This is a genomic window from Ruegeria sp. BF12 (assembly GCF_056538705.1).
In genome coordinates, this window is sequence record NZ_JBQFTP010000014.1 from 21,049 (window position 1) to 46,910 (window position 25,862).

The 25,862-nt window shown below is 55.1% G+C and carries 28 protein-coding genes and 2 tRNA genes; 21 read left to right on the forward strand and 9 right to left on the reverse strand.

The window, feature by feature from the left end; translation table 11 throughout:
- Positions 1–407: 407 nt before the first annotated feature.
- Positions 408–482 (reverse strand) — tRNA-Thr (locus ACR0J0_RS18745).
- Between the two features lie 83 nt (positions 483–565).
- Here ACR0J0_RS18745 and ACR0J0_RS18750 point away from each other — a divergent pair.
- The 16 genes from ACR0J0_RS18750 (at position 566) to ACR0J0_RS18825 (ending at position 9,880) form a co-directional block, all read left to right on the forward strand.
- Positions 566–721: a hypothetical protein gene (locus tag ACR0J0_RS18750; protein ID WP_480665550.1), complete on the forward strand. Its 156-nt coding sequence runs from the start codon at positions 566–568 to the stop codon at positions 719–721.
- Positions 722–727: 6 nt separating this feature from the next.
- On the forward strand, positions 728–1,996 hold the full coding sequence (gene murA, locus ACR0J0_RS18755) for a UDP-N-acetylglucosamine 1-carboxyvinyltransferase (protein ID WP_480665551.1): 1,269 nt from the start codon (positions 728–730) through the stop codon (positions 1,994–1,996).
- Positions 1,993–2,469 (forward strand): DUF2948 family protein, encoded by a 477-nt coding sequence (locus tag ACR0J0_RS18760; RefSeq protein WP_480665552.1) that lies wholly within the window; start codon positions 1,993–1,995, stop codon positions 2,467–2,469. Before murA ends, ACR0J0_RS18760 begins: the two co-directional genes overlap by 4 nt.
- Positions 2,399–2,980, forward strand: a complete 582-nt coding sequence (locus tag ACR0J0_RS18765; protein ID WP_480665553.1) for a GNAT family N-acetyltransferase — start codon at positions 2,399–2,401, stop codon at positions 2,978–2,980. The genes ACR0J0_RS18760 and ACR0J0_RS18765 overlap by 71 nt, the downstream gene beginning before the upstream one ends.
- A 60-nt stretch (positions 2,981–3,040) precedes the next feature.
- Positions 3,041–4,342 (forward strand): histidinol dehydrogenase, encoded by a 1,302-nt coding sequence (gene hisD, locus ACR0J0_RS18770; RefSeq protein WP_480665554.1) that lies wholly within the window; start codon positions 3,041–3,043, stop codon positions 4,340–4,342.
- 84 nt (positions 4,343–4,426) lie between these two features.
- Positions 4,427–4,906, forward strand: a complete 480-nt coding sequence (locus ACR0J0_RS18775; protein WP_480665555.1) for a UPF0262 family protein — start codon at positions 4,427–4,429, stop codon at positions 4,904–4,906.
- Positions 4,907–4,909: 3 nt separating this feature from the next.
- Positions 4,910–5,362: an arsenate-mycothiol transferase ArsC gene (locus tag ACR0J0_RS18780; protein WP_239342339.1), complete on the forward strand. Its 453-nt coding sequence runs from the start codon at positions 4,910–4,912 to the stop codon at positions 5,360–5,362.
- 2 nt (positions 5,363–5,364) lie between these two features.
- Positions 5,365–5,763: a ketosteroid isomerase-related protein gene (locus tag ACR0J0_RS18785; RefSeq protein WP_480665556.1), complete on the forward strand. Its 399-nt coding sequence runs from the start codon at positions 5,365–5,367 to the stop codon at positions 5,761–5,763.
- The gene (locus tag ACR0J0_RS18790) at positions 5,756–6,349 is read left to right on the forward strand and encodes a GNAT family N-acetyltransferase (protein WP_480665557.1); all 594 of its coding nucleotides are present in this window, start codon (positions 5,756–5,758) and stop codon (positions 6,347–6,349) included. The genes ACR0J0_RS18785 and ACR0J0_RS18790 overlap by 8 nt, the downstream gene beginning before the upstream one ends.
- A 64-nt stretch (positions 6,350–6,413) precedes the next feature.
- A complete protein-coding gene (locus ACR0J0_RS18795) occupies positions 6,414–6,683 on the forward strand; it encodes a DUF4242 domain-containing protein (protein ID WP_480665558.1) in 270 nt (89 codons plus the stop codon).
- A 69-nt stretch (positions 6,684–6,752) separates the two neighbouring features.
- Positions 6,753–7,628 carry a carbon-nitrogen hydrolase family protein gene (locus ACR0J0_RS18800; protein WP_480665559.1) on the forward strand — a complete coding sequence of 292 codons (876 nt, stop codon included), beginning with the start codon at positions 6,753–6,755 and terminating at the stop codon, positions 7,626–7,628.
- A gap of 91 nt (positions 7,629–7,719) precedes the next feature.
- Positions 7,720–7,938 carry a translation initiation factor IF-1 gene (infA, locus tag ACR0J0_RS18805; protein ID WP_005978431.1) on the forward strand — a complete coding sequence of 73 codons (219 nt, stop codon included), beginning with the start codon at positions 7,720–7,722 and terminating at the stop codon, positions 7,936–7,938.
- A gap of 11 nt (positions 7,939–7,949) precedes the next feature.
- Positions 7,950–8,528 carry a Maf family protein gene (locus ACR0J0_RS18810; protein WP_480665560.1) on the forward strand — a complete coding sequence of 193 codons (579 nt, stop codon included), beginning with the start codon at positions 7,950–7,952 and terminating at the stop codon, positions 8,526–8,528.
- Positions 8,525–9,547 (forward strand): ribonuclease E/G, encoded by a 1,023-nt coding sequence (locus tag ACR0J0_RS18815; RefSeq protein ID WP_480665561.1) that lies wholly within the window; start codon positions 8,525–8,527, stop codon positions 9,545–9,547. The genes ACR0J0_RS18810 and ACR0J0_RS18815 overlap by 4 nt, the downstream gene beginning before the upstream one ends.
- Positions 9,544–9,726 (forward strand): DNA gyrase inhibitor YacG, encoded by a 183-nt coding sequence (locus ACR0J0_RS18820; RefSeq protein WP_480665562.1) that lies wholly within the window; start codon positions 9,544–9,546, stop codon positions 9,724–9,726. Before ACR0J0_RS18815 ends, ACR0J0_RS18820 begins: the two co-directional genes overlap by 4 nt.
- A gap of 79 nt (positions 9,727–9,805) precedes the next feature.
- A tRNA-Phe gene (locus tag ACR0J0_RS18825) sits at positions 9,806–9,880 on the forward strand.
- Positions 9,881–9,946: 66 nt separating this feature from the next.
- On the opposite strand, the gene ACR0J0_RS18830 is transcribed toward ACR0J0_RS18825, so the two are convergent.
- Entirely contained in the window at positions 9,947–11,032 is a 1,086-nt protein-coding gene (locus ACR0J0_RS18830) for a tyrosine-type recombinase/integrase (RefSeq protein WP_170744955.1), read from the reverse strand.
- The gene (locus tag ACR0J0_RS18835) at positions 11,032–11,268 is read right to left on the reverse strand and encodes a hypothetical protein (protein ID WP_480665563.1); all 237 of its coding nucleotides are present in this window, start codon (positions 11,266–11,268) and stop codon (positions 11,032–11,034) included. The genes ACR0J0_RS18830 and ACR0J0_RS18835 overlap by 1 nt, the downstream gene beginning before the upstream one ends.
- A 218-nt stretch (positions 11,269–11,486) precedes the next feature.
- Between ACR0J0_RS18835 and ACR0J0_RS18840 the strand changes: the two genes are divergently transcribed.
- The 3 genes from ACR0J0_RS18840 (at position 11,487) to ACR0J0_RS18850 (ending at position 15,202) form a co-directional block, all read left to right on the forward strand.
- Positions 11,487–11,924, forward strand: coding sequence for a hypothetical protein (locus ACR0J0_RS18840; protein ID WP_480665564.1), 438 nt, complete (start codon positions 11,487–11,489; stop codon positions 11,922–11,924).
- Between the two features lie 301 nt (positions 11,925–12,225).
- Positions 12,226–13,110, forward strand: a complete 885-nt coding sequence (locus ACR0J0_RS18845; protein WP_480665565.1) for a HamA C-terminal domain-containing protein — start codon at positions 12,226–12,228, stop codon at positions 13,108–13,110.
- 10 nt (positions 13,111–13,120) lie between these two features.
- A complete protein-coding gene (locus ACR0J0_RS18850; RefSeq protein ID WP_480665566.1) occupies positions 13,121–15,202 on the forward strand; it encodes a DEAD/DEAH box helicase in 2,082 nt (693 codons plus the stop codon).
- A gap of 33 nt (positions 15,203–15,235) precedes the next feature.
- Here ACR0J0_RS18850 and ACR0J0_RS18855 read toward each other — a convergent pair whose 3' ends face one another.
- The 3 genes from ACR0J0_RS18855 to ACR0J0_RS18865 all read right to left on the reverse strand — a co-directional run bounded on the left by ACR0J0_RS18855 (position 15,236) and on the right by ACR0J0_RS18865 (position 18,604).
- Complete coding sequence (locus tag ACR0J0_RS18855) at positions 15,236–15,775, reverse strand: recombinase family protein (RefSeq protein WP_480665645.1); 540 nt, start codon at positions 15,773–15,775, stop codon at positions 15,236–15,238.
- A gap of 575 nt (positions 15,776–16,350) precedes the next feature.
- Positions 16,351–17,553, reverse strand: a complete 1,203-nt coding sequence (locus ACR0J0_RS18860; RefSeq protein ID WP_480665567.1) for a DNA cytosine methyltransferase — start codon at positions 17,551–17,553, stop codon at positions 16,351–16,353.
- Positions 17,540–18,604, reverse strand: coding sequence for a NotI family restriction endonuclease (locus ACR0J0_RS18865; RefSeq protein WP_480665568.1), 1,065 nt, complete (start codon positions 18,602–18,604; stop codon positions 17,540–17,542). Before ACR0J0_RS18865 ends, ACR0J0_RS18860 begins: the two co-directional genes overlap by 14 nt.
- A gap of 162 nt (positions 18,605–18,766) precedes the next feature.
- On the opposite strand from ACR0J0_RS18865, the gene ACR0J0_RS18870 reads away from it, so the two are divergent.
- Positions 18,767–18,973, forward strand: coding sequence for a hypothetical protein (locus ACR0J0_RS18870; RefSeq protein WP_480665569.1), 207 nt, complete (start codon positions 18,767–18,769; stop codon positions 18,971–18,973).
- On the opposite strand, the gene ACR0J0_RS18875 is transcribed toward ACR0J0_RS18870, so the two are convergent.
- Positions 18,960–20,363: a DUF6538 domain-containing protein gene (locus ACR0J0_RS18875; protein ID WP_480665570.1), complete on the reverse strand. Its 1,404-nt coding sequence runs from the start codon at positions 20,361–20,363 to the stop codon at positions 18,960–18,962. The genes ACR0J0_RS18870 and ACR0J0_RS18875 overlap by 14 nt on opposite strands.
- A 504-nt stretch (positions 20,364–20,867) precedes the next feature.
- Here ACR0J0_RS18875 and ACR0J0_RS18880 point away from each other — a divergent pair.
- A complete protein-coding gene (locus tag ACR0J0_RS18880) occupies positions 20,868–22,883 on the forward strand; it encodes a DEAD/DEAH box helicase (protein WP_480665646.1) in 2,016 nt (671 codons plus the stop codon).
- Positions 22,884–22,944: 61 nt separating this feature from the next.
- On the opposite strand, the gene ACR0J0_RS18885 is transcribed toward ACR0J0_RS18880, so the two are convergent.
- Positions 22,945–24,441: an AMP-binding protein gene (locus tag ACR0J0_RS18885; protein ID WP_480665571.1), complete on the reverse strand. Its 1,497-nt coding sequence runs from the start codon at positions 24,439–24,441 to the stop codon at positions 22,945–22,947.
- On the reverse strand, positions 24,438–25,859 hold the full coding sequence (gene sauS / locus ACR0J0_RS18890) for an acylating sulfoacetaldehyde dehydrogenase (RefSeq protein WP_480665572.1): 1,422 nt from the start codon (positions 25,857–25,859) through the stop codon (positions 24,438–24,440). Before sauS ends, ACR0J0_RS18885 begins: the two co-directional genes overlap by 4 nt.
- Positions 25,860–25,862 lie beyond the last annotated feature (3 nt).

Here is a 25,862-nt window from a genome sequence, read left to right on the forward strand (position 1 = left end):
CGAAAGCCAATCAGTAGCCTGCGGAACGCAATGGTGAACGCTAGGCGACTACCACGGGTCGTGCGTCTGCGACGTGCGTTCTGATCCACTCAGACGCGAAGACGTCGATTGGAAAATAATCGTACAGCTTGTCGGCGATCGCCACCCGATGCGACCAGATACTCAAAAGGAACTTTGACAGAACGATCACTGCAAATATGAAGACGTTAGGCGGCGAAACACCACGCAACCCACACAGTTGACGTCGGGTCGACTCGAAGACCCATTGCTGCCAGATGGAGGGCCGCAAGAAAAACCGTGAAATCCTTGACTCTTTCGACCCAGCCGAGTCTTCCGCCAGCAGGACGGCCGGGATGGCGATGTCCGCGCTCTGCCTAGAAGCGCGTGTGTTCACTGAAAGGATTGGATGGTGCTGCTGGAGAGAATTGAACTCTCGACCTCTCCCTTACCAAGGGAGTGCTCTACCTCTGAGCTACAGCAGCGCTGTGGGCGGGTGATTAGACTCAAACGAAACGGGGCGCAAGGGTGTCTGGACGGTTTTTTTCACCTCCTGTAGAGAAAGATCATGACGGATAAAAATTCACCTAAAAAACACGGTAAATCCGGGGATGCGCGCGAAGAGCGGCTGAAGGCCGCGTTAAAGGCAAATATGGCGCGGCGCAAGGCGCAGGCCAAGGCACGCGCCGCCTCGGGGGACAAAGCCGAAAAGGACGAGGGATAAGAGCAGATGGATTCGATTCTGGTGACGGGCAACGGCCCGTTGAACGGGCAGATACCGATTGCGGGGGCCAAGAACGCGTGTCTGACCCTGATGCCCGCGACATTGTTGAGCGAAGAACCGCTGACGCTGACCAATGCGCCGCGGCTGAGCGACATCAAAACCATGACCGCGCTGCTGCAATCCTTGGGGGCGGAAGTGTCTTCGCTGCAGGATGGGCAAGTGCTGGCAATGTCCAGTCACGACCTGACCAGTCACACGGCGGATTACGAGATCGTGCGTAAGATGCGCGCCTCGAATTTGGTGCTCGGTCCGTTGCTGGCTCGGTTCGGAGAGGCCGTCGTGTCGTTGCCCGGTGGGTGTGCGATCGGCGCGCGGCCGATGGACCTGCATGTCGAAGGGCTTGAGGCGCTGGGCGCTGAGATTGAACTGAAAGACGGCTACTTGCACGCCAAGGCTCCCGGTGGGTTGAAAGGTGCGGTGCACGAGATGCGCTTTGCCTCGGTCGGAGCAACCGAGAATATCGTCATGGCGGCCACTTTGGCCAAAGGGACCACGGTTCTGAAAAATGCCGCGCGCGAGCCCGAGATCGTCGATCTGGTCGAATGCCTCCGCAAGATGGGTGCGCAGATTTCCGGCGAGGGGACCTCGACCATCGAAATTCAGGGCGTCGAGCGTCTGCATGGTGCGACTCATCAGGTGGTGACCGACCGAATCGAATTGGGCACCTATATGTTGGCCCCTGCGATGTGCGGCGGCGAGGTCGAGTTGTTGGGCGGGCGGATGTCGCTGGTCGAATCTTTTGCGGCTAAGCTGGATGCCGCGGGTGTGAATGTCCAAGAAACCGAAAACGGCCTGAAAGTCAGTCGCAAGAATGGTCGCGTCAACGCCGTGGACGTCGTGACCGAGCCATTCCCCGGCTTTCCGACCGACCTGCAGGCACAGATGATGGCGCTTATGTGCACGGCTGAAGGCACATCGGTTCTGGAAGAACGCATTTTCGAGAATCGCTTCATGCATGCCCCCGAGCTGGTGCGCATGGGCGCGAATATCGAAGTGCACGGTGGTACGGCGACAGTGACCGGGGTAGAAAACCTGAAAGGCGCGCCGGTGATGGCGACCGATCTGCGGGCCTCAGTTTCGTTGATTCTGGCTGGAATGGCGGCCGAAGGGGAAACGACGGTCAGCCGCGTCTATCATTTGGACCGCGGATATGAACATGTGGTGCGCAAGCTGGAAGGCGTGGGCGCAAAGATTGAACGGATCAAAGGCCAATGACAGACGCAAGTTTCGAAGACGGACGCGAAGCCCCGCTGAATCTGGGGGCCGAGGATGCCGATGATCTTCAGGTGATCTCCACCCTGACCCAGGATGCAGTGTTTCCGATCACCGAGATGACATGGCGCCCGTCCGAGCGTCGCTTTGGTCTGCTGCTGAACCGGTTCCGGTGGGAGGACAAGGACGCCGCTGCGCGCCGTGATCGGCCTTTTGAGCGCGTGCAATCTGTTTTAGTTTTCGACTCAGTTTTGTCGGTATCCAGCCAGGGTGTCGACCGTAGCGACAAGGATATGGTGATGTCCCTGTTGTCCGTCGATTTTGAAGCGGGCGAAGACGGTGCTGGCCTGGTCATGCTGACCTTGGCGGGCGACGGCGCAATTCGTCTGTCGGTCGAGGCGCTGGATGTCACGCTCAAAGACGTCACACGGCCGTATCAGGCCCCATCCCGTCAGGCACCGCACCATCCAGAATAAACGTGGCATATCGCAGGCATTCTCCGGACCCTCTGCGGGTCTGGTGTTGCGTCGCGCGACCGTGTTCGACGTATTTGACCTTAGCTGCGTTCTGATAAGATCGATCACCCAGCTCTGTGCGGCAGATCATGCGAATGACTCGCAGACCATCGCGCAATGGACCGCGAATAAAGATCCGGCGACGATACGGGGTTGGATCATGAATGGGTCGCAGATCTGGCTGGCTGAGCACAGGGGTCAGGCCGCCGCTGTTGGAGGGCTGAACGAGACGGGTGAAATCACGCTGCTTTACATTGATCCTGATCACGCAGGCTGTGGTATTGGTGCGGCGTTGTTGCAAAGGCTTGAGCAGGAACTCTTGGCGGCCGGATGCTCGGAGGCACATCTTCAAGCGACCCGAACGGCGCAGGGTTTTTACAAACGGCACGGTTGGCGCGCCACAGGCGAGTGCTGCGCGCGCGATGATCTGTCCTGTTTGGTCATGCGCAAATCGCTGCACCCAACTGACTGAGGGTTGAGGCCAGCCCGTCCGGGCGATATGTCCCGATCAAACGCTCCGGAGTGCCAGATCATGCCCGTTTTTCTCGACACCACGTCGCCCGACTTTGAGGCCGCTTTCGCCACTTTGCTGTCTGCCAAGCGTGAGGACAGCCCTGACGTGGATGCGGTTGTGGCCCAGATTATCGAGGATGTGCGGGCGCGTGGCGATGCAGCGGTAATCGAGCTGACGGCAAAGTTCGACCGATTGGAGCTGACGCCTGAGACGCTGGCGTTCCGCGCGGATGAGATTGCCCAGCAGGTCGCTCTGGTCTCGGCCGAGGACCGCAAGGCCCTGGAGCTGGCAGCTGAACGCATCCGCGCTTACCACGAAAAGCAATTGCCAAAGGATCACGAGTGGACCGACGAGACAGGCGCCATATTGGGCTGGCGCTGGTCTGCCGTGTCGGCAGCGGGGCTTTACGTGCCGGGGGGGCTGGCATCTTATCCGTCTTCTGTTCTGATGAACGCGATCCCGGCCAAGGTGGCAGGTGTTGAGCGACTGGCCATTGCTGTGCCGACGCCGGACGGTCTGGTGAACCCGCTTGTTCTGCTGGCGGCACAATTGTCAGGTGTGGACACGATCTACCGCGTCGGTGGCGCTCAGGCGATTGCTGCACTGGCCTATGGCACCGACAGTATCGCGCCTGTCGACAAGATCACTGGCCCCGGAAATGCTTTTGTTGCCGCGGCCAAACGAAGGGTGTTCGGCAAGGTCGGCATCGACATGATTGCAGGACCGTCCGAAATTCTGGTGATTGCCGACAACGACAACGACCCCGACTGGATCGCGCTCGATCTGCTCAGCCAGGCCGAGCATGACGAAAGCGCGCAGTCGATTCTGATCACCGATAGTGCCGCATTTGGTGAGGCCGTCGCCCAAGCCGTCGAAAAAAGACTGGAAACCTTGCAGCGTCGTGCCATCGCCGGGGCCAGCTGGCGCGACTTCGGTGCCATCATCACCGTTCGCGATCTGGACGAGGCCGCCGCCTTGTCCAACCGCATTGCGCCCGAGCATCTGGAGCTGTGTGTGGCCGACCCTGTGGCACTTAGCCAGAAAACGATCCACGCTGGCGCGATTTTTCTGGGACAGTACACGCCCGAGGCTATCGGCGATTATGTCGGCGGACCGAACCACGTGTTGCCTACCGCGCGCTCGGCGCGGTTCTCTTCGGGCCTTAGCGTGATGGACTTCGTCAAACGCACGACGCTCAGCCAGATGACACCCGAGGCGCTGCGCGCCATTGGTCCCGCAGCCGAGAAACTGGCCCAATCCGAAAGCCTTGAAGCGCATGGTCTTTCCGTGACGGCGCGTCTCAAACGCCTCAACGGTTGATTTCCCGCATAGGCCCTTGATCTGCGCGTTGCTCCTGCGGCCGTGTTGCGCTAGGTCTGACCCGACCTGAACGGACCACACCTTATGACTCGTATATCGCATATCGAACTGGACGACCGAAACCTGCCTCCGCCGACGCCTGAGATCGAGCAGGAACGCAAGGTTGCGATCTATGACCTGCTTGAGGAAAACAGCTTTGCGTTGCCCGTGCGTGACGATCGCGTGGTGCCGGATGGGCCGTATCACCTACAGCTGTCAATCCGCGACAAGCGGCTGGTGTTCGACATCGCCACCGAAGCCGAGGAAAAAGCGGCCGAGTTCCACCTGTCGCTGGGCCCGTTCCGGCAGGTCGTCAAAGACTACTTTCAGATCTGCGAAAGCTATTTCAATGCGGTAAAAACCCTGCCGCCCAGCCAGATCGAAACCATCGATATGGCGCGTCGCGGTATTCACAACGAAGGCAGCCGCGTATTGCAGGAACGTCTTGAAGGTAAAGCTGAAATTGACACCGACACTGCCCGCCGTCTGTTCACGCTGATCTGCGTGCTGCATTTCGGAGGCTGACGCGTGAAGCCTTTGCCGCAGTCGGTCCTGTTCTGTTGCGACCACAACGCGGTTCGGTCCCCTATGGCCGAAGGTCTGATGAAAAAGTTCTATGGCACCGGCACCTACGTACAGTCCGCCGGTGTCCGCAATGACCTTGAGATTGACGGTTTTTGCATCGCAGTTTGCCACGAGGTTGGCGTTGAACTGTCCCGCCACCGGTCGCGCTCGTTTGACGAGATGCAGGAATGGGGCGATGATCTCAGCTCGTTCGACCTGATCGTTGCGCTATCCCCGGCAAGTCAGCGCCGGGCGCTGGAGCTGACGCGAATTTTTCACCTGGATGTCGATTATTGGCCAATAATGGACCCTACTGGACTGGGCGAGAACCGCCAGGACAAGCTAACTCACTACCGACAGACCCGCGACCAGATCATTCAGCATCTGAAAGACAGCTGGGGCGAACCTACGGAGTGATCATGAACCAGACCGTCAAAACCTATTTTGAAGCCTTCAACGCCGGCGACGTCGATGGCATGTTGGCCTGCCTGTCCGACGACGTGGCGCACCACGTGAACGAAGGTCAGATCCGTGCCGGTAAGGACAAGTTTGCAGCTTTCTGCGCTCATATGAACCGGTGCTACAAGGAAGACCTGACCGATATCGTTGTGTTCGAGGCCGAAGGTGGCACCCGTGCGGCGGCTGAATTCATCGTGAACGGCACCTATCTGGAAACGGATGAGGGGTTGCCCGAAGCGCATGGTCAGACCTATCGCCTGCCCGCCGGGTCGTTCTTTGATCTGAAGGACGGCAAAATCACCCGCGTCACAACCTTCTACAATCTTGCGGACTGGACCAAACAGGTTTCCAATGGCTGAGGTCACCGATGTCCGCGCCCTGACCGGTGCGGCGCTGGCGGATGCGCTGGATGATGTCGCCCGCCTGCGCATCAAGGTGTTTCATGCTTGGCCGTATCTATATGACGGTGATCTCGACTACGAGCGAAAGTACCTGCAATCCTACCGAGACAGCGACAAGGCGATCGTGGTTGGTGCCTTTGAAAACAATCGCCTGGTCGGTGCCTCGACCGGTGCGCCGCTGACGGATCACGCTGACGATTTCGCGGCAGCTTTTGCGGGGTCGGGTCTGGACCTGACCGAAATCTTCTACTGCGCTGAATCCGTGCTGCTGCCGGACTATCGCGGACAGGGCGTCGGCCATAAATTCTTTGACCTGCGCGAAGCCCATGCCCGCAGCCTGGGCTTCACCAAATGCGCCTTTTGCGGAGTGCAGCGCCCGGCGGATCATCCGATGCGACCCGACAGCTATCGCCCTTTGGACGCCTTTTGGCGGGCGCGGGGGTATGAACCGCTGGCTGGTGTGATCGCACAGTTTTCCTGGAAGGACATTGCCGAAGAGCACGAGACTGCAAAGCCGTTGCAGTTCTGGATCCGGGATTTGTAACTCCGGATCGCTGAGAATCCCGCAGTTTTATGGTATTGTGGAGCTTTCAGTGGGGGAGTCAAAGATGAAACGATACGTGATTGAACGCGATTTGCCCGGAGTTGGCAGTATGTCCGGCAAAGAGTTGGGCGGTGCTTCGGAAAAATCAAATGAGGCCTTGGCACAAATACCCGGTGTCCAGTGGGAGCATTCCTATGTCACCGGTGACAAGACGTTTTGCATTTATCTCGCCGAGGATGAGGATGCGATTCTGAAGCACGCGGAACTCAGTGGTTTTCCTGCCAATACGATTACCGAGGTCACAACTATTATCGACCCGACAACTGCGGGCTGAATTACGCTGTACAGTGCTCGGCATCCTTGCCTATGGTCCTGCGGATTCGACTGAATGAGGATGTCGTTGATGAAAGTCGCTACCGCCGCATACGACCTCGACTGGCTCGACAGCTGGGCGCAGTATGAGGACAAGTTGGACCGATGGGTCTCGGAAGCCGCCGGGCAGGGGGCTGATTTTCTGGCCTTTCCAGAATACGGCGCGATGGAGCTTTCGACGCTGGATGGTGCCGAGGTCGCGGGCGACTTGGAACGCTCGATCAGGTCAGTCTCGGACCGGATGGAAGATGTACAAACCCTGCATGCCCGTCTTGCGCAGACGTACAATACATACATTCTGGGCGCTTCGGCTCCGGTTGTGGATAGTCCCGGCCGACCGGTGAACCGTGCTGTTTTGTATGCCCCCGACGGAAAACAGGATCATCAGGACAAACAGATCATGACCCGGTTCGAGCGCGAAGATTGGGATATCGCCCCAGGCGGTCCCCTGAAACTGTTTGACACCGCGCTGGGCAAAATTGGTGTGCTGATCTGCTACGATAGCGAGTTTCCTTTGCTGGGCCGCGCGCTAAGCGATGCAGATATCATCCTGGTTCCATCCTGCACCGAGGCGCTGTCAGGCTATTGGCGGGTCCGTATCGGGGCGATGTCCAGAGCATTGGAAAATCAATGTGTTACAGTGATGTCGTCCTTGGTTGGCAATAATGACTGGTCCGAGGCTGTGGACATGAATACCGGTGCTGGCGGTGTTTTTGGTCCGCCAGACAAAGGCTTTCCAGCGACCGGAGTGCTGGCCGAAGGCACCCTGAATCAGCCCGGATGGACCTATGCAGATGTAGACCTATCGGCCATCGCCGAGGTTCGTGCAGATGGCAATGTCCTCAATCGAACCCACTGGGATGAGCAGCCGCCCCGAGTTGATTCGGTCACAATATCTGCTCTTTAGGTGATTCTGCCCTTGAAATAGGGCTAAAATGGGCTCATTTAAGCCCACATCCCCGCAGATTCTGCGGGTGCAATGTAATGATGGAGACAACATGGCCAAGGAAGATACGCTCGAATTTCCCGGTGTCGTGAAGGAACTCCTGCCTAATGCGACGTTTCGGGTCGAGCTGGAAAACGGCCATGAGATCATCGCACATACGGCAGGCAAGATGCGTAAGAACCGCATCCGTGTTCTGGCTGGCGACAAGGTTCAGGTCGAGATGACCCCTTATGATCTGACCAAGGGTCGGATCAACTACCGCTTCAAGTAACGCCTGCCGCAATGGCGTTTATCTTAGGATCGGGCAGCCCAAGGCGGCTGGACCTGCTGGCTCAGCTTGGCGTGCAGCCCGATGCAATCCGCGCACCTGACATCGACGAAACGCCTTTAAAGGGCGAGCTTCCGGTTCCCTACTGCAATCGCATTACGCGCTCAAAAGTGCAGGCGGTTCAGGCCGATAGCAGCGACATCACTCTGTGCGCAGACACCACCGTAGCATTGGGCCGACGTATTTTAGGTAAGCCGGAAAATGCAGGTCAGGCGGCAGAGTTCCTGCACGCCCTGTCGGGGCGGCGGCACCGCGTGATCACCTCGGTGGCTGTCCGGCGCGGTGACAAAGTGCTGCAACGCGACGTGGTTTCTCAGGTCAAGGTCAAGCGCCTGTCGGACGTTGAGATCAATGCCTATCTGGCGACCGGAGACTGGCAAGGCAAAGCGGGAGCTTATGCGATTCAGGGCCCTGCCGGAGCTTTCATTCCATGGATTTCGGGCTCGTTTACAGGCATCGTAGGCCTGCCCCTGTCCGAAACCGCCGCGCTTTTGCAAGGCATCGGCTATCCCCTGTATCGTGAGGCATCATGAAGGGTCGTACTATCGTTCTGGACCACATCGAAAACCGCGAGGCTGCGGCCCTTATGGTCGACGGTCACCTGGACGACTTCCTGATCGCAGCAGACGCTCCGACGCCTGGCACGATCTACCGCGCACGTGCGGACCGACCAGTCAAAGGTCAGGGCGGAATGTTCCTAACCACACCTGACGGTCCGGCCTTTCTGCGGCAGGTCAAAGGCCTCGCACCGGGTGCCCAGATGCTGGTTCAGGTGACCGGCTATGCCGAACCCGGCAAGGCGCTGCCTGTGACCGACCGCATTCTGTTCAAAAGCCGCTATGCGATCATCACGCCTGATGCGCCCGGGCTGAATATTTCACGTTCGATCCGCGATGAGGATGAGCGCGACCGACTGCTCGAGATCGCGCACGAAAGCATGGAAGGCCGCGATTATGGCCTGATCCTGCGGTCGTGTTGTGCGGGCGAAGACGCGGTTGAAATTGCCGAGGATATCGGCACGATGCTGGCGCATGCGGATCAGGTTCTGAACGATCCGGGAAGTGAACCTGAGCTGCTGCTGGAAGGCGACGGTCCTCACGTACTGGCCTGGCGCGATTGGACCGACCCGGCTGAGGTGGTGACACAATCGGGCTGTTTCGAAACGCATGGTGTGCTGGATGCACTGGACGTTGCGCGCGGGATATCCGAGCCGCTGTCCGGTGGGGCGCATCTGTATATTCAGCCGACCCGCGCACTGGTCGCCGTTGACGTGAATACCGGATCGGACACGTCACTGGCCGCCGGAACCAAGGCCAATTTTGCTTGTGCCAAGACGTTGGCCCGTGCCTTGCGTGTACGTGGCCTGGGCGGGCAGATTACATTGGATCTGGCTCCGATGCCAAAGAAGGATCGTCGTGGCTTTGAGGCCGCTTTACGCGCGGCTTTAAAGGCTGATTCTATCGAGACTACCCTCGCAGGCTGGACCCCACTGGGCCACTACGAACTGCAGCGTAAGCGCGGCCGTATCCCTTTGGCTGAGGTGCTGAAATGAGCTGCCCGATTTGCGGCGAAGAGACGCTTAAAGCGTTCCGCCCATTCTGTTCCAAGCGATGCGCGGATATTGATCTCGCCAAGTGGCTGAACGGCTCGTACGCCGTTCCGTCTCAGAGGGAAGATGACAAGGACGCCGATGTTTCCGAGGGCGAAACCCAACAAAGACGTCCGCATTAAAAAAATCTCAAAAAGCCTCTGGACACTGCCTTTGGCAAGTCATAGAAGGCCTCCACCCAACGACAAAAGTCGTTCCCGTGCCCGGGTAGCTCAGGGGTAGAGCAGTGGATTGAAAATCCTCGTGTCGGTGGTTCGATTCCGCCCCCGGGCACCATTTAAATTACTGATATTGCTAGATTTTTTAGCCACCTGACAGATCCTTTCCGATAGGGTTTGACGCTCATTCTTGAAGGTTTGACAATTTTGCATCTTGCGCTCGGCGTTGGTATTCGCTTTCCCAGACCCGCATTGTCTCACGGTTCTTGCGAGCTAGCGCCGCGTTCTTGGAATAGTGAAGTCCCATAACTTTCGAATCCTGCGCAAGCAGATCTGAGATTTCGCGCTCATTTTGCCCGGCTTCTCTAAGCCACGTCGCCATTGTGTGCCGCAGCCCTTTAGGTGTTAGGCCGGGCGCAATCTTATTTTTGCTTTCTAGGCGCCTTCGCAGCCGTTGCCATGCGCTGGCAAATCCGTCGTACGTCCATGGTGTACCCTTCGAGCTGGCAAGAAGGGTTTCTGCATTATGAGAAGGTGCAATGGCTAGCTCTGCCTCAAGCACGCTACTCACAGGGATCGCTGCTCCGACACTTGTCTTGTTACGTCCTTTCCAGATTACGCCATTTTCGACTTGATCCCTCCGGAACTCCAGTGCGTCGGTTGGGTCTTGGCCAGAGCAGAAGATCATTGCCAATGCCGCCCGAAGGTGAGGTGAAGCAGCGTTTAGAACCGTATCAATCTCCTTATATGTCCAAGTTCGATAGGCTAGCGGCGTGCTTTTGGGGCGCGGTTTCTTGATCACGTCCTCCGCGAAGTTCTTGGAGATTAATCCCTTTGGGAGGCAGAACTTGAAAACTTGGATGAGAAAGTTGCGCACGCGATTAGCCTTATCCCAGCTGTACTTCTTGGCCAGCTTGTCATGAATTGCGGCGAGCAGAGGTGTGTCGATAGCTGTTACAGGCGTATCATGAATTGGGCGCAAAACATCGGCGCACATTCTGTACTCACGCTTGGTAGCCTTGGACCTCTCAAGGAAGTGATCCTCTGCAAAATAGACCGAAATAAGTTTGCCGAGCGTACCGGGCTTCGGAAGCTCTTGCTCCCGCGCATTCTCTGCCGCCGAAATCTTCGCGCATTCTGCAAAAAATTCCGCTGATCCAATCGGCGACTTTTCCAAGTCTACCTTTTTTCCTGTTCGGCGATGATAGCACCGTTGTTTTCCATGCCTGTCCTCGAAAATCTTGAATCCTTTTACTCGAATGTACTTCATTAGAGCCTGCCTACGATTGAAGCTTGATTTGTTTGTTCAGCACCGTTTTTGAGATTATCAATCCACTTGTCCAAATCTTGTTTGTCCCAAAGCAGTTTGTTTGAGGCAATCTCAACGGGGGCAACGTCACACTTTGATTGAAACATGCGAATGCTCAATCCGGTGTAGTTTGCGGCTTCGGATCTTGAGAGCATCCGTTTGCCGATGACTGTAATGTTCAGCGAAGCGTTGTTCATAAGTGACCTTAGTTTCAGCGAAGTTAGGTTTTGGTCGGCGGGAAGGATATCCTCGCTGGCCTATTCGCAGGGTCTGACTGCAAACCAGAGTTGCGTTGTAGCTGGATGCTAGCCGTCGGTTGAACATTACGGTACTCCTATAATATGAGAAGTCATAATGAGTTTTCATTTATTGTGCAAGGCAAATTATTTGTGTACCTAAGGGGCGAGGTGAATGAATGCTCCTATTTTTCCTACATGGCTTACCGCACCCGGTTGACAAAGATCTTAGTGAAGCTCTGAAAGGTCAGGGCCTTAAGTGGGATCAGATAAACCGGCTGCTTAAAACTGTCCGAGAAGCTAAACCAGATTTGTCGGTGGGCGCCTTGCAGGCGTTCATTTTCATTGTGCTTAGATTGGCAGAAGAAAATGAGAACGATGTCACTGTAAAGGAGGTCTCAGAAGGGCTCGGCTCGCCGTACGCGACGGTCGCAAGGAATTGCGATGTTCTATGCGAAGGACCAAAAGGTAGCGGTGGTTTGGGTTGGCTAATGAAGATCCCGGGCAAGCAGCCCAAGACAAAGGCCTTTCAGCTTACTCCATTTGGGCATCTTTTTCTCAAGTACGCACTGATTGGATCAGTGGACGCTGATGGGCAGCCAATACGGCAAAATTGATGGCGTTATGCTGCCTGAACCTTTCGTGAAAGTGGGCAGCGTTGAAAATGCGGGAAATTGTAAGTGCACCAGAGCAGACCAAGTCGGCCATTGGATCAAAATAAATCTGTTTTCGGGCACACACAAAATGTAACACGTTAGGAGGGTGGCGGTCGACCAAGGTGCCTGGCTCTGGGATCAAGGGAGTGAACGGTTGTTTGTGGTTTGGGTGGTGGCCCGAATAGCGAGACATGTTTTGGTTGTGTGGCTATTTGTCCAAACCCTTGTTGCGTGTTGAACTTTTTGACCTTTACAAGCATAGTTGAGCGAAAGCATTGAAAGAGCAGCATATAGTGAGATGCACCCTTACCAGATTAAACCAGCTTGCATATTATCTCGATTAACAGACGAAGACGAAAAGGCGGAAAGCTATTGCGCTGGATTTGAGCTTAGTGAATGGCGTTGTGATGGGTTCGCTGACAATCTCATGGAGTGGATTACTGATTATGCTCTTAAGTCCGACGAGTTGAGAAACACCAACCACACAAACATCTACGTCCGTTTACAACAGGCTGCATCAAGAGTTTACATCAGTGAAAACTATAAGCGCCGCGGTGAGGTTGGAGAGATTGCAGCCCATGCAATCTGTAGGACCTATTTTGAGACAATACCGGTCGCTGCGCGCGTCAACTATTTAAGTGCATCAAACGATCCTGTGAAGGCATTTGACTTGGTCCATGTTCGATACGTCGAAGGTGATCAAATCGAACTTTGGTTGGGAGAAGCCAAGTTCTTCAAATCGCGCGATGGAGCCATCAAGGATGCCATCAGCTCAATTGAAAGTCACATTAATGCAGGCTTTCTAAAAAACGAGAAATTGCTGCTAGGGCCTCAGATTTCAGATGATATCCCTCACAGCGATAAAATTAAGGCGCTTCTCGCTTCAGAGACTTCGCTTGATGACCTTATCGCCAACGCAGTTTTCCCAGTACTCATAGCAGCTAACAGTGATGCGGCAGCGAACAATACCAGCCTCTGTGCAGAATATTCAGCGAGTGTAGGCGACGAGTTGGCCGGGCTATGGGAGCGACTGAATACGTCGGGATTAACAAAAAAGATCAAGTTGCGTCTGATTTACGTTCCACTTGCAGACAAAGATAATCTTAACACTGCTTTCGACAGCCGTTTAAAAGGGCTGCAAAATTAAGGCGAACAAAATGCCGACACTTAATATTGAATGGGATGTTTTAAATACTCTCGAAGGTGCTGCACTTAAGAAGGCCACCTTTAAGACTATTCAGCAGGCAGCCTTTTGTGTTCAGAGCACTGCCACTGACGATCCAAACCTGCTTGAAGCTGTTCCGAGGTTGTCAGAGTTAGTTAGCCGAAACCAACATGAACTTGGGGCGTATCGGCAACTGGTCAGCTCGCTAGCTAGGTCAACCGGACTTTGGAACTACATCGACGTAGATAGTGCGGACGCAAGTGATGCTTTCGTGGCTGAGGCGGCAACTGCACCTGAACTTGGCGGCGTAACATTTCACCGCGAACAAATTAATGCATTGAATGCCCTACTTGCGGGTCGAAACCTCGTACTTAGTGCGCCGACAAGCTTCGGTAAAAGTCTTCTCGTGGATGCCTTGCTTGCTACAAACAAGTACAATCGCGTTGCAGTCGTGTTGCCGACAATCGCACTTCTCGATGAGTTTCGGCGGCGTTTCCGGGATCGTTTTGCCGACAAATTTAACGTGGTGATGCATCAAAGCGAAACATCGACAGAGGGTCCAACTATCTTTCTTGGTACGCAGGAACGGCTAATCTATCGCGAGGATTTGGGTCAGCTGGATCTTACTGTGGTCGATGAGTTTTACAAACTTGATCCGTCACGGCGCGATGATCGTAGCATTACACTTAACGCGGCAGTATACCGTCTGTTGAAACGCTCCAAGCAGTTCTTCTTCCTCGGTCCCAACATAGACAAGGTAGCCGTCGCCCCCGAAACAAGATGGAATTTCGAGTTCCTTAGAACCCGCTTCTCAACGGTCGCAGTGGATACTCTTGACCTCCAAAAGGTCAAAAACAAGCGAGAGCGACTAATTGACGAGATCGGCGAAGATCACAACTGGCCTGCCCTTGTTTTCATTTCGTCGCCGGGGAAGGCAAATAAGCTTGCCATAGAGCTTTCTGAAAAAATGGCGGTTTCAGAATTCAGTAGTGGGTTCTCGGTGTGGCTTAAGGCGAATATTGGCCCCAAGAATTTTTTGTCGGAAGCTGTGGAGTATGGTTTTGGCATTCACCATGGTCGCATTCCACGCGCCATCGCGGCACACATGGTCAGAATGTTTAACCAGCAGAAGTTGCCCGTTTTACTGTGTACTTCGACGCTTATCGAAGGTGTGAATACGGCCGCAAAAACTGTCATGATTTATGACAAAACCATTAATCGCGATAGCTATGACTTCTTTACGTTTTCTAACATACGCGGGCGCGCGGGGAGGTTAGGGCAGCACCATGTCGGACAGGTAATGGTGTTCAACGATGTGCCAGAGCAAACCGAGCTCGAGGTCAGCCCCACAATGTTCGCTGATGATGACGATCTTCCTGATGAATACATTATCCACATTGATAAGCCAGACAGGTCTAGCAGGTCTGACGACCGATTTCGATACTACCGAGATCGCCTTGGGCTTGATGGAGATGACTTGAAGCTGGCGTCTTCGATTGGACTTGAAACCTCAATACAAATCAAGGAAGCGGTAAGACGGTCACTCAATCAAGGCGACCAGTTGATTTGGACCAACTGGCCGCGTTGGCCAGAAATACACGAAGTCTGCGAAGTATTCTGTGCGCCTCAAAAAGTTAGCGCATTTGGAGCGTTTAGCACAAGGCAGCTCGCTACGCTGATCAATAAGCTCAGACAAGCAAGATCGCTCAAACAATTTTTGCTTGATCAAGATGCTAGTTACCCGGGCAGACCCGAGGAACAAGATAATATCTTTAAGTTCCTGCGAGCCTGTGAGTACGGTTTGCCGCAGAACTTCGCGCTAGTGGAGTTGTTTGTCCGTCAAGCCGCGCCAGAAGCAGACTATAGTCTCTTTCTCGGCGGCATTGCCAGTTGGTTTAGGCCAGAGATTCTTAAAGAACTTGATGAGGAAGGCGTACCGATCCAAATTTCAGAGCGCTATTTCGTTGATGGAGATAACAAACTTAGCTTGCGACAGCGTCTGCGCGAGGAATGTGATGCTTCTAGCTCCTCCCTCACATCCTTTGAGAGGGAGTGGCTTAGGGACGCGTTGTAGGGCAACCAAGGCTGGCTTTGGATGGCCGAGATTCTAGGCGCGCCTGATTGTTCGCTCGCTCACTTGAAAAAGTCTGGCAATTTCTGCTACGGCCCGATGGTCGCCGTCACGCATTCGTCGAACTTCTTCTCTTTGAGCGCTCGATAGCACCGGTGGCCTACCACCCACACGTCCTCGTTCTCTTGCCGCTATCAAACCTTCTCTCGTCCTTTCGGCGATGCGTTCTCTTTCAAATTGAGCAACGGATGCGAATACGTGAAAAATTAATCTCCCAGCAGGAGTCGTCGTATCAATGTCTTCGGCCAAACTACGAAACCCTGCGCCACGTTCGTTGATCAGTTCAACGACATCCAAGAGGTCCCGAAGTGATCGTGCCAACCTGTCGTACTTTGTAACGATCAAAACATCTCCCTTTCGGAGTTGATCAAGCATCTTATTGAGCTCTGGTCGCTCGCGACAAGAGCCGGTGGTTTTTTCAGAATACAGCCTTTCCACGCCAACGGCGTTTAGAGCGTCGGTTTGAGAGTGAAGTTTTTGTTCGTCTGTCGAGACGCGTGCATATCCAATTAGCATACTCAAGGATATGGCAATAACCTGACAAAACCTCAACGGTTTTGCCGGGGGTTAATGTCACGGTTTTCACCATATTTTATAGCAAGTTAACCATTCGAGCAAAAACGACCGTTTTTGGCCAAGTAGAAATTCTGAGTATGTGAGTTGAAAAATTTCGGCGAGCACCTTTCGTAGTATGGACAAGTCAAGGGCGCTCTGATTCACGTCTGGTGGCAACCAAATTGAGGGAGGCTGCAAACATGAAAATACGAGCGCTCTTGGCAAATTTTGCCGACCTTCTGGGAGCCTTGATACTGCTCGGTTTGTCCCTTTTCCAAATTTTGCTTGTGGGCGATTTCGACAAACAGGAAACACGTTGATTCCATCCGTTCCGTGGCTCGAAATGCTCTTCACACCCATACTCTTTCGTAACAACCAAGGCACTTGGGCAGTTCCGGCAGAGGTAGCAAGAGTCACTCTGTTTGATCGCCTCCGTATCCTGACAACCATCCGCGGATTGGGCGGCATAGAAGGCTTTCAAATGCCGGAGTCAGTAAGTAGTGCTTTGGAGTTTCGTCTGGATGTCGTCTGAACGTTCAGGCGACTTCCATTTCGTTCATCTGGCCGGCGATGAGGGTCTTGAGGTGGTCACCTATCGCTTTGCCCAGCAACGGTGGTACAGCGTTGCCGACTTGGACATATTGATCCGTCTTGGATCCTGAGAATTCGAACCAATCGGGAAATGACTGTAGGCGGGCTGCTTCTCTTACAGAAATCGCTCGATCTTGCTCCGGATGAATGTAAGCGCCCCAATGAATGTCGCATTTGGTTAGGATCGTGCAAGATTGGGCCTCCCACTTCATTCTCCCATACCGTTTTGTATGATCGCTTCTCTTCGCGCGCTTCATACCGGCAGGCAGCAAGTCAAAGGGAATATCCCGCCAGCTTCCACCTTGGGGAATATGCTTCATCCTATCCAAGTTGACCTTCCCAAGCTTGGGTGCCGAGTGATTACTCACCCTGACCTGGTTCCCTCGGGCCCATTTCTGAAAGGCACCATAGGCCTGCGACACATACGGAGCGTCGCTGGAGGATTCTCCGTTTTCCAAGCGCGGCAGATCGGAGATTGCATCATGGATAGTTACATACGGCTGCAAGCCCTCGCCCGGTCCGTGTGTTGGTTTCGGGTGCGAAACTGGGAGACCTTTACGGTTCCCAATGAACACAACCCTGCGCCGTTCCTGTGGAACCCCGTATTCTTCCGCTTTCAGAACTTGCTCTTTCACCTCGTATCCAAGCGCTCGAAGTTCAGATTTGATCGCATGCACGGCCTCACCGCCGCCAATTGAGAAAATGCCCGCGACATTTTCCATTACAATCCACTCGGGTTGCATCCCTTCAACTATTCGAAGGTACTCTTTGAACAGCGAAGCGCGCTCGTCATGCATCCCGCGCTGATGGTTGTACACCGAATAGGCTTGGCAAGGAGGCCCACCTACAAGGACTTTCAACTCGCCACGCTGGAGACCCGAAGTTTCCAGTAACTTTTGCACGGTAAGATCTTGGATCCGACCGGGAACAAAGGTTGCGTGAGGATGCGTTTTCGAGAAGGTCTCTCCCGCAGCTTCAAAGAGATCGCTCCCTACAAGAACGCGGAACCCCGCCATTTCAAGGCCAGCTGACAAGCCGCCAGCTCCACAGAATAAGTCAATAACGGTGTTGGCCATTTTCTGCTCGCGTCCATGTTCTTGTTTTGTGCCATCTTTGCCGAAGCGGTCTTTGAAATCAAGAGGTGGCAATCTTTCCCTTGATCCTTGCTTCGAATTCGTCAAGAGGAACTGCAACTCCACCCGTTAGCCCTTCTATCGCGCTTTCCAGGGTGGTGGCAAATTCTTCCACTACTTCCAAGTGGGCGATTTCGCTCCCTGGCTTTCTAACGAAGTCTACCAGGATCCAAACGATATCTGAATTCGAGATATCGTTGACCGGGCGCATCTGTCCCATCGAACGAAAAAAAGGGAGATCTACAACGATGGCCATCTTTTTTCCCCAGCGCCGCAATGTGGGTACCTTGATTTGAAGTTGGGGCATTAGCCTTTTAGGGCCGCTTGAGCGGTAGTCTGGCCTGCGCGATTCAACAGGCATCGCGGCGCAACCTTCGCGCCTGATCAACTCATCAAACTCAATTCTCATCTCCTTCCCGGAGAAGTAAACCGCTTGAATTTCTACTGCTGCCCAATTCAACGAAGAAACCTTTGATACATTTGATTCCACTAAAATCATGTCGATCCGCCCGACATCTTCGCCAGGGGCACTATCCAAGTTCCCTGTGGACTCTAAGAAACCAACTTCACCGGCCTGAACTGGCGAGTCATCATTCAGTAGGCGATTTCCGATATGGCGGAACACAGTGTTGTCCTGGTGAAAGCGATATGGGCAAAGCGCCCGAATCTTGCCGCGCTCGCCATCAACTGTTGAAATTGTTCCGGCGGCATCGGAGTAGACTCTCAGCGAGCAGACGCCACCAGGCTTTGTGCAGGTCGGGAAAGGAATGTCCGTTCGAAATGGGCAAGCCCGCTCGCCTTCAAACTGCCTCTCTTTTTTCTTGTGTAGATCTGCCAGACGCTTTTCTTCCCTGTCAGTCAGGGATCCGTCTGCCTTTTTGACCTCTAAGGCGATCATCCTTTCAATCTCAGCCTTTTTCATCGCGCTTCCACCTACACGATGGCGCGCGAGTGACACTCTTTCTTGAGCTTGCATGTCCAAGAACGGCTTGCCATACCATTCCGCAATGTGAAATCGCTCAGCCAATTTGCACTCCAGTTTTTCATAGGAGTAGCGATTGGTCATGGCTCGATCAATAAGAGGATCTTCTTTTGATCGAGTTGGCCGCTGACCTATCCGTATTGGTTTCGCAACCCTGATTTCTTTGCCGAAATTGGATAAAACCAGTTTCAGTCGACTTTGCGACGAACCCACTTCCCGACCTCACAGCTTGAGAGGTCAACAACAGTGAGCTATTCAGAGCAAGATATCGAGGAGAAGCTGGATCAGTTGGCCCAGATCATGGCCGTTCGTGACGACCGCGGTGTCTACTTGCCCCTGTACCAACGGCTGGAATCGGAACTGACCAAACTGAGATCTCAAGAAGCTGACTTGGACCGTATCCTACGAAGAGCGGCGCAACTGGATACAGAGCGGCACCTTACTGCAGCCTGAAGCCTTGCTCTTCGAGTATGTTTTCGATCTCAGCATTAAGTTCTGCTATCGAACGCGGTTGCCAAGAGTGCGTCGGAAAGGCGATCATTTCAAGAAGAAGGGCTTTGACACGTAGTGCGATCACGTCACCATAGACTGGCCGCCCTCGAATTTTCCGCACGGAGTGGCCCATAAGCATGGCGCGATCTTCGTTCCCGATGCCTGCAAGCCGAAGGCGAGTTTCGAAGGCATGACGTAGGCCACTGATTGTGACGCCATTGTCAGGAAGTAGTCGGTGTTCTCGCATATGTCGGTTGATATACCCTGAGTAACCGTCTTTCCCTCTGTATCGCGGGAAACCGGAATTGTTTCTGTGCATTGCTTCGAGCGCATGTCCGATCAAGGGCACAAGACGAACCGAGGACGTGTTTTTGATTTCACGACGATTTTCACCCTCCAACTCCATGTCAATGCGAATGTGTGGAACCGTGTCGTCAAGGCGAATTTGATGCGCAGGAAGGTTGAAAATCTCGCTGGCTCGGGATCCCGTCTCCGCAGTTACGATGGCGACGTCTCGTGCTTCTGGGACCAGACTCACACACTTCTCGTCGTTGAAAAGAACATCTCGTATCCAAGCAACTGGGGTTTCTTTTGGTGCTTGCGGAACGCTCTTCGCTTCCCTGCCGGTCTGTTTCAATCGCAGTCCCCGAAAAGGGTTCTGATAGTCCGCTACGTCCAGCTCTTCATAGAATGCATCGAGAATTTGCTCCATGTATCCAATTTGCTTGTTTACGTAGTCAGTCGTGCGCCCCGTGTCTCGGATATTCTTCCAGTGATCCCTGTATTTTCGTGCATCTGCTGTTGTGATGCTGGTCAAAGGGCGGTCGCCGGCAGACGCGATGAATGAGTTTGATGCGCGGTTCCACTTGTCTTTCCATTTTTTGAGCTGGCTGGGGCTTTTGCCCATAATGGTTTCCGAGTGCACGCGTTCCATGAGCGCGCGTGACTCTGAAACCAAAGTACTTGGCAGGGAGGCCCCGCCGAGTACAGCAGTTACAGTTGGTGATGTGGGTGGTTGACCCTGAATACTGTCAAGGCGATCCATGATTTCATTTAGGGGATCTTTTGCGAGATCGCCTGCAGATCTGTACTTCAAGCCTCGAGATTGGGCGACCGCTACAATCGCATCGTAAGCATCGCGGCCGGATGCCGACTTCATGCTTGACAACATTGCTTCCCATTGAGCCCTAAACGCGGCTTTGTGAACAGCTGCCCTTTCCTTCGCTTCTTCCTTATCCCTGGTGCGCAGGGAAAACTCCAGGGATTTTCTGCTCTCAACCTCTGAATACCGGGCAGGCACTCTCCAGTAGAGATGCCAAGTCTTTCCACGCAACTTGATGTTGTCTGCCATACAATTTGCCCCACAGTTTGCCCTACAAGAAGAGTTCATTAGACGTTCTTGCAGAGTGAGGCAAAGGCAAAAATATATTTATTAACAGGTATTTACGTGCACGCCCTCGAGGGCGAGTTATCCAATTCGATTCCGCCCCCGGGCACCACTTTTACCGAATAATGAATAATTTGATGCAGTGCATTGCGGACGCTGTCGTATCTCCTCTTGAGCTGTCGAATGGGCGTGAGTTGAGGTTGGGGAATGGTAGCATTTTACTTGACTTATGGCCCGTCGGTTTTCCTGTTCATGGCGGTGGGCTATTTCGATGGGGGAGGATCAAACGCCAAGCCGCTGCGCAGCCGGAGCCGTTGTTCTTTCGGTTCGCTATTTTCGCGGCGATGGCAAATACTCTGCTATACTTTGCATCAAAGTCCCGTTATGAGGCGGTCTTTAACTTTGGATGATGCGCTGATCGCAATACCGCTGAGCCCGCATCACCACGCCGATACAAAGAACACCACCGTGAAACAGACCATCGCAGATGCGCTTGCCCGCAAGGGGTACGATACTTTGACTCAAGTCCAGCAGGCCGTGACCCAGCCTGAATTGGAAGGGCGCGATATGCTGGTATCTGCGCAGACCGGTTCGGGAAAGACGATTGGGTTCGGATTGGCGATTGCTCCGCGGTTGTTGGGCGCTGATGAGACATTCGGGGCGTCCGGCGCGCCCTTGGCTCTGGTCGTTGCGCCAACGCGGGAACTGGCCATGCAGGTCAAGCGTGAACTGAGTTGGTTGTACTCTGACGCCGGTGCGTTTCTTGCCTCGTGCGTTGGTGGCATGGATATGCGAGACGAACGCCGAGCGCTGGCACGCGGGGCACATATTGTGGTCGCAACGCCAGGTCGGTTGCGCGACCATATCATGCGCGGGTCCATTGATCTGACTGCGATCCGGGCCGTGGTTCTAGACGAAGCCGATGAAATGCTGGACCTCGGGTTTAGAGAGGATCTTGAGTTCATCCTTGATGAAACTCCGGCAGAGAGGCAGACGTTGCTGTTCTCAGCCACTGTCCCGCGCGCCATTGCAAATCTTGCAACACGCTATCAACGCGACGCCGAGCGGGTGAGTACGGTCAGCGAGAAGACACAACATGCCGATATTGAATACCGTGCGATGATGGTGGCTCCGCGTGATGGCGATAACGCGATCATCAACGTGTTGCGGTACTACGAAGCCCCCAACGCCATCGTTTTCTGTAACACGCGTGCGATGGTGTCGCGATTGACCACACGACTTTCCAATCGCGGGTTTTCAGTGGTGGCGTTGTCCGGCGAACTGACCCAAAGCGAGCGGTCCAACGCATTGCAGTCCATGCGCGATGGGCGGGCTCGGGTGTGTGTGGCAACGGATGTCGCCGCACGCGGGATTGACCTGCCGAACCTTGATCTGGTGGTTCACGCAGAATTGCCTAACAGCCATGAAACCCTCTTGCACCGGTCTGGGCGCACGGGTCGTGCCGGGCGAAAGGGTGTCAGCGCGCTGGTGGTCGAGCCGTCATCACGGAAAAAGGCTGAGCGCATTTTGAAATTCGCAAAACTGACCGCCGATTGGGGCATGGCCCCGTCGGCTGATGAAGTGAACGAGCGGGATCAGGCGCGTATGTTCGCCTCGGATGACTGGCAGGTCGAGATCACCGAAAGCGAACGCGCGGCTGTTCAGCACCTCGTTGAAGAGTTCCCCCCAGAGCAAATCGCCGCGGCATATCTGCGACAGTACAAGTTGCGCCATTCAGCGCCGGAAGAACTGGCGCCCGTCAACTCGGAGCGTCCCAAACCGCGCGCGGCCTTTGGCCCCAGTGTCTGGTTTTCATTGTCTGAAGGTCGAAATCAAAATGCCTCACCTCGTCACCTGCTGCCGATGATCTGCAAGGCGGGCAATTTGACCAAGGACGACATTGGGGCAATCCGGATTGCCGATGATGTATCTTATGTTGAAATCCGAGAAGCCAGCGTCGCGGGTTTTCTGACGGCTGTGGGCGCTGAGATGACGATCGAAGGCTCTAAGACTCTTGTCCAACTGGATGGCGTGCCGGACGTTCCAGCCTTTGAACGGTCAAAAGCCGGGCGCGGGCCCAAAGGCAAGCCACACCCGCGCAAAGGGCATGCACTTCGACCCGATTACGGCGGTGCCTCGGAACCTCGTAAGGAAAAGCCCAAGCCTGAATACGGCAAACCCAAGGGGAAGCGGGTCAAGCCAGAACGGTCAGACGAACCCGCAGCCAGGGTGCGCCGAGCGCCCTCGGCCGCGGTACGCGAAGACAAGGCGGAACGGGCTTTCAGCGCAAAGAGCGCAAAGGCTAAAACCCGCAAACCAAGCACGGCAGCAAGCAAGGACGGCAAGCCAAAACCCGGCGGCAAGTCGACCAAAGGCCCTCCGCCGCCGAAGGGTAAGCCAAACAGCAAGAAAAACCGTGCACGCGCTGCGGCCGCGAAGTCGGGCAAGGGCGGTGACGCCGTGCCGAAGCGACGCAAGAGTTAGTCGACTCATTGCACTGGGACGGTCCCAGCAACGCGTCAGCGGTCACAAGGCTCGCTGACGCTCAGCTTTGCCCGTCGACGATTTCGAGAATTCGGTTCCGTTGGATTTTTCCCGATGGTCCTTTTGGCAAATCCAGCAGAATGTGAACCTCGTCCGGGGATTTGAACCGGCCGAGTTTTGTCTCGCAAATCTCCAACAGGGCGAGGGGGGTCAGTTCAGAACCTTCGCGTATTTTGACAGCCGCCTCGACGGTTTCGCCGTAGCTGTTGCAAGGGCGCGCGAATGCAGCGGCCTCGACCACGTCGGGGTGGGAATACAGGGCTTCGTCAATCTCACGCGGGGCGATGTTCTCGCCGCCCTTTATGATCAGCTCTTTCAATCGGCCCGTGACATAGACGTACCCATCCTCGTCCATGCGCGCCAGATCTCCGGTTCGAAGCCAACCATCCTTAGAAAACGTGCCCGCCGTTGCATCGGGGTCTTTGAGGTATTCCAGCATCACATTCGGGCCGCGTATGACCAACTCGCCTTCTGCTCCGTCCATGACGGGTTCAAGGTTTGCGTCAAAGATTGCCGCTTCGTTTCCGTAGGCAACTCCGGGCGATCCGATCTTGCGCACGCCCGGGGGCAACGGGTTGGACAGAATCTGTGCAGCGGTTTCGGTTAGTCCCATGGTTTCGATGACCGGGACTTCGAACCGTTCTTCAAATGCGCGCTGTACATCCGGAGCCAGCGCGGATGACGCGGACCGACCGAACCGCAACCGCTGGCGGGTGTCGGCGCTTGGATTGGTGTCCGAGTGCAAGAGGTGCGAAATGATGGTGGGGACGACGGAAAACCACGTCGCCTTGGTCTTCTCAAGGTTGCCCCAGAAGCGGCTGGCCGAAAACCGTTCGCACATCGCCAGAGAACCGCCGGAAACCAGCGTTCCCATCACCGTCACGCAAAGCCCGTTGATGTGGTAGATCGGCAAGACGCAAAATCCACGGTCCTTTTCTGTAAGCTCATGAGCAACAGTTGTGGTCCAGCCTCCGGCTAGCAGGCTGGAATGCGTGTGAACCACGCCCTTGGGGCGTCCGGTCGTGCCGGACGTGTACATCAGCAAAGCGTGGTCTTCGGGTACAAGGTCATAGAGTTCGGCGACGGCACCTCGGGCATCTGAAACCTGTAGTGGAGTTATTTCCTTGGGATCGGTCGTTCGTGTAAACAATTCGAGCTGGTCGGAGTGCACAAAACCAAAGCGTGCGCCACTGTGGTTCAGTGCGTACGCCACCGCACTGTCGCCAGCGACAAGGTTGATCATGGTTGCCCGGAACCCGCCGTAAAGAACCCCAAGCAGAGCGATGAGCGCTTCGCGGCAATTGGGGTAGAGCAGGGCGATGCTTTCCCCTTTCTCAACGCCCAATCCGGTCAACATGCTTGCGACGCTGCGGGCGGAACTGAGTAGTTCGTCCCAACTCAGGTCCTGCGCCCCATCAGGGAAAACGAATCCGGTGCCGCCCTGATGGGCCCTGATGTCCAACCAATCTCGAACGGTTCCCTTGGGCGGTTCCATCATTGGCCGACCTCCCTCCAGTACGCGCCGAACATGTCTTCGAGCTCGGGCTCACGCGGTGGGATTTCGCGCACAACCTTAGTCGTCTGCACGAAGTGTCGCCAGTGCAGGTTGGTGTCGATTGAGTTGCCACCCCAACTTCCGCATCCCATCGAAAGCGAGAACGGCATTCCGTTGGTGAAGCTGCCGCCAGTGGCAAAGGTATGTGCCTGGTTAACGATAACCCGGCAAGTGGGCAGCTCGCGGCCCAGCTCAATGGCGCGCGCGTCTTCAGCTGTATGAATGCCGACCGAGTGTCCGGCCCCTTGGTAAGCCAGTATGCGCCCTGCGATGGCCTTGGCGTCCGCGTAGTTGGATGCCCGGTACAGCGCCAGAACCCTGCTGAGCTTTTCTCCCGACAAGGGGTAATCCGGACCGATCCCATCGGTTTCGACCGCCAGAAACTTGGTTCCTTCGGGGACATTTCCTGCCATCCCCAAAGCGTCCATCATCTTGTCGGCGTCTTGCGCAATGGCCGAACGGTTGAGATGTCCATCCGGCCAAAGCCGTGCGACGATACCCGCTTCATCCGAAGCCGGTACCAACGCGCCACCTTCGGCTGCCATTGCTGCGACAAAATCATCATAGACCGCATCTACCACGACGACTGCGTTTTCGGATGAGCACGAGGTCGCGTTGTCAAAACACTTCGAAGCCGTGATCTTGGCCGCAGCCGCGGTCAGATCAGCGGTTTCATCCACGATCACGGTGACATTGCCTGCACCGACCGCAACGGCAGGCGTGCCGCAGGATTGCGCGCGGTGGACGTTATTCTGACTTCCGGTGCAGATCACCCGGTCAGATGTTTCCATCAGTCGTTGTGTCTTGGCTTTTGATCCGGGGGCGGGGATCATCTGGACCAGATCTCGGCTCAGCCCAAGTTTGTCAAATTCGGCGTGTATGAAAGCCAACAGCAACTCACAGGCTGCCACGCCCTTGGGCGAAGGGGCGACAACGATTGCATTGCCCCCCTTCAGGGCGTTGATGATATTGTTTGCCGGCGTCGCGGCGGGGTTGGTTGAGGGCACCACCGCACCAATCACGCCGATGGGGCGAGCGATTTCGGTGATACCGGTCTGGGGATCGTCGTTGATGACGCCGTACGTCTTTGCGTCTGCAATGTCGCGCAGCAGACCCAGCGTCTTGCGGTGGTTCTTGGTGATCTTATCGGGGACATTGCCAAGCCCGGTGGTCTCTACCGCCAGTTCCGCAAGTGCCTTGTTACGAGTGGGTTCCATGATCGCCCAACCGGTCGCCAGCGCAGCCTTGTCATACAGCTCCTGACTGCCTGCTGCCTCATATGCGGCCTGTGCCTTGCGGGCACGCGCAACGATCCGGTCCACTTCGGCGATCTCGGGGGCTATGTCGTTCGGAGCGTTCATGTT

What these genes read in the sequence shown, in the direction of transcription:
- ACR0J0_RS18750 (WP_480665550.1), top strand. Translation starts at nt 566, where the DNA reads ATGACGGATAAAAATTCACCTAAAAAACACGGTAAATCCGGGGATGCG.
- murA (WP_480665551.1), top strand. Translation starts at nt 728, where the DNA reads ATGGATTCGATTCTGGTGACGGGCAACGGCCCGTTGAACGGGCAGATA.
- ACR0J0_RS18760 (WP_480665552.1), top strand. Translation starts at nt 1,993, where the DNA reads ATGACAGACGCAAGTTTCGAAGACGGACGCGAAGCCCCGCTGAATCTG.
- ACR0J0_RS18765 (WP_480665553.1), top strand. Translation starts at nt 2,399, where the DNA reads ATGTCACGCTCAAAGACGTCACACGGCCGTATCAGGCCCCATCCCGTC.
- hisD (WP_480665554.1), top strand. Translation starts at nt 3,041, where the DNA reads ATGCCCGTTTTTCTCGACACCACGTCGCCCGACTTTGAGGCCGCTTTC.
- ACR0J0_RS18775 (WP_480665555.1), top strand. Translation starts at nt 4,427, where the DNA reads ATGACTCGTATATCGCATATCGAACTGGACGACCGAAACCTGCCTCCG.
- ACR0J0_RS18785 (WP_480665556.1), top strand. Translation starts at nt 5,365, where the DNA reads ATGAACCAGACCGTCAAAACCTATTTTGAAGCCTTCAACGCCGGCGAC.
- ACR0J0_RS18790 (WP_480665557.1), top strand. Translation starts at nt 5,756, where the DNA reads ATGGCTGAGGTCACCGATGTCCGCGCCCTGACCGGTGCGGCGCTGGCG.
- ACR0J0_RS18795 (WP_480665558.1), top strand. Translation starts at nt 6,414, where the DNA reads ATGAAACGATACGTGATTGAACGCGATTTGCCCGGAGTTGGCAGTATG.
- ACR0J0_RS18800 (WP_480665559.1), top strand. Translation starts at nt 6,753, where the DNA reads ATGAAAGTCGCTACCGCCGCATACGACCTCGACTGGCTCGACAGCTGG.
- infA (WP_005978431.1), top strand. Translation starts at nt 7,720, where the DNA reads ATGGCCAAGGAAGATACGCTCGAATTTCCCGGTGTCGTGAAGGAACTC.
- ACR0J0_RS18810 (WP_480665560.1), top strand. Translation starts at nt 7,950, where the DNA reads ATGGCGTTTATCTTAGGATCGGGCAGCCCAAGGCGGCTGGACCTGCTG.
- ACR0J0_RS18815 (WP_480665561.1), top strand. Translation starts at nt 8,525, where the DNA reads ATGAAGGGTCGTACTATCGTTCTGGACCACATCGAAAACCGCGAGGCT.
- ACR0J0_RS18820 (WP_480665562.1), top strand. Translation starts at nt 9,544, where the DNA reads ATGAGCTGCCCGATTTGCGGCGAAGAGACGCTTAAAGCGTTCCGCCCA.
- ACR0J0_RS18830 (WP_170744955.1), bottom strand. Translation starts at nt 11,032, where the DNA reads ATGAAGTACATTCGAGTAAAAGGATTCAAGATTTTCGAGGACAGGCAT.
- ACR0J0_RS18835 (WP_480665563.1), bottom strand. Translation starts at nt 11,268, where the DNA reads ATGAACAACGCTTCGCTGAACATTACAGTCATCGGCAAACGGATGCTC.
- ACR0J0_RS18840 (WP_480665564.1), top strand. Translation starts at nt 11,487, where the DNA reads ATGCTCCTATTTTTCCTACATGGCTTACCGCACCCGGTTGACAAAGAT.
- ACR0J0_RS18850 (WP_480665566.1), top strand. Translation starts at nt 13,121, where the DNA reads ATGCCGACACTTAATATTGAATGGGATGTTTTAAATACTCTCGAAGGT.
- ACR0J0_RS18855 (WP_480665645.1), bottom strand. Translation starts at nt 15,775, where the DNA reads ATGCTAATTGGATATGCACGCGTCTCGACAGACGAACAAAAACTTCAC.
- ACR0J0_RS18865 (WP_480665568.1), bottom strand. Translation starts at nt 18,604, where the DNA reads ATGACCAATCGCTACTCCTATGAAAAACTGGAGTGCAAATTGGCTGAG.
- ACR0J0_RS18875 (WP_480665570.1), bottom strand. Translation starts at nt 20,363, where the DNA reads ATGGCAGACAACATCAAGTTGCGTGGAAAGACTTGGCATCTCTACTGG.
- ACR0J0_RS18885 (WP_480665571.1), bottom strand. Translation starts at nt 24,441, where the DNA reads ATGATGGAACCGCCCAAGGGAACCGTTCGAGATTGGTTGGACATCAGG.
- sauS (WP_480665572.1), bottom strand. Translation starts at nt 25,859, where the DNA reads ATGAACGCTCCGAACGACATAGCCCCCGAGATCGCCGAAGTGGACCGG.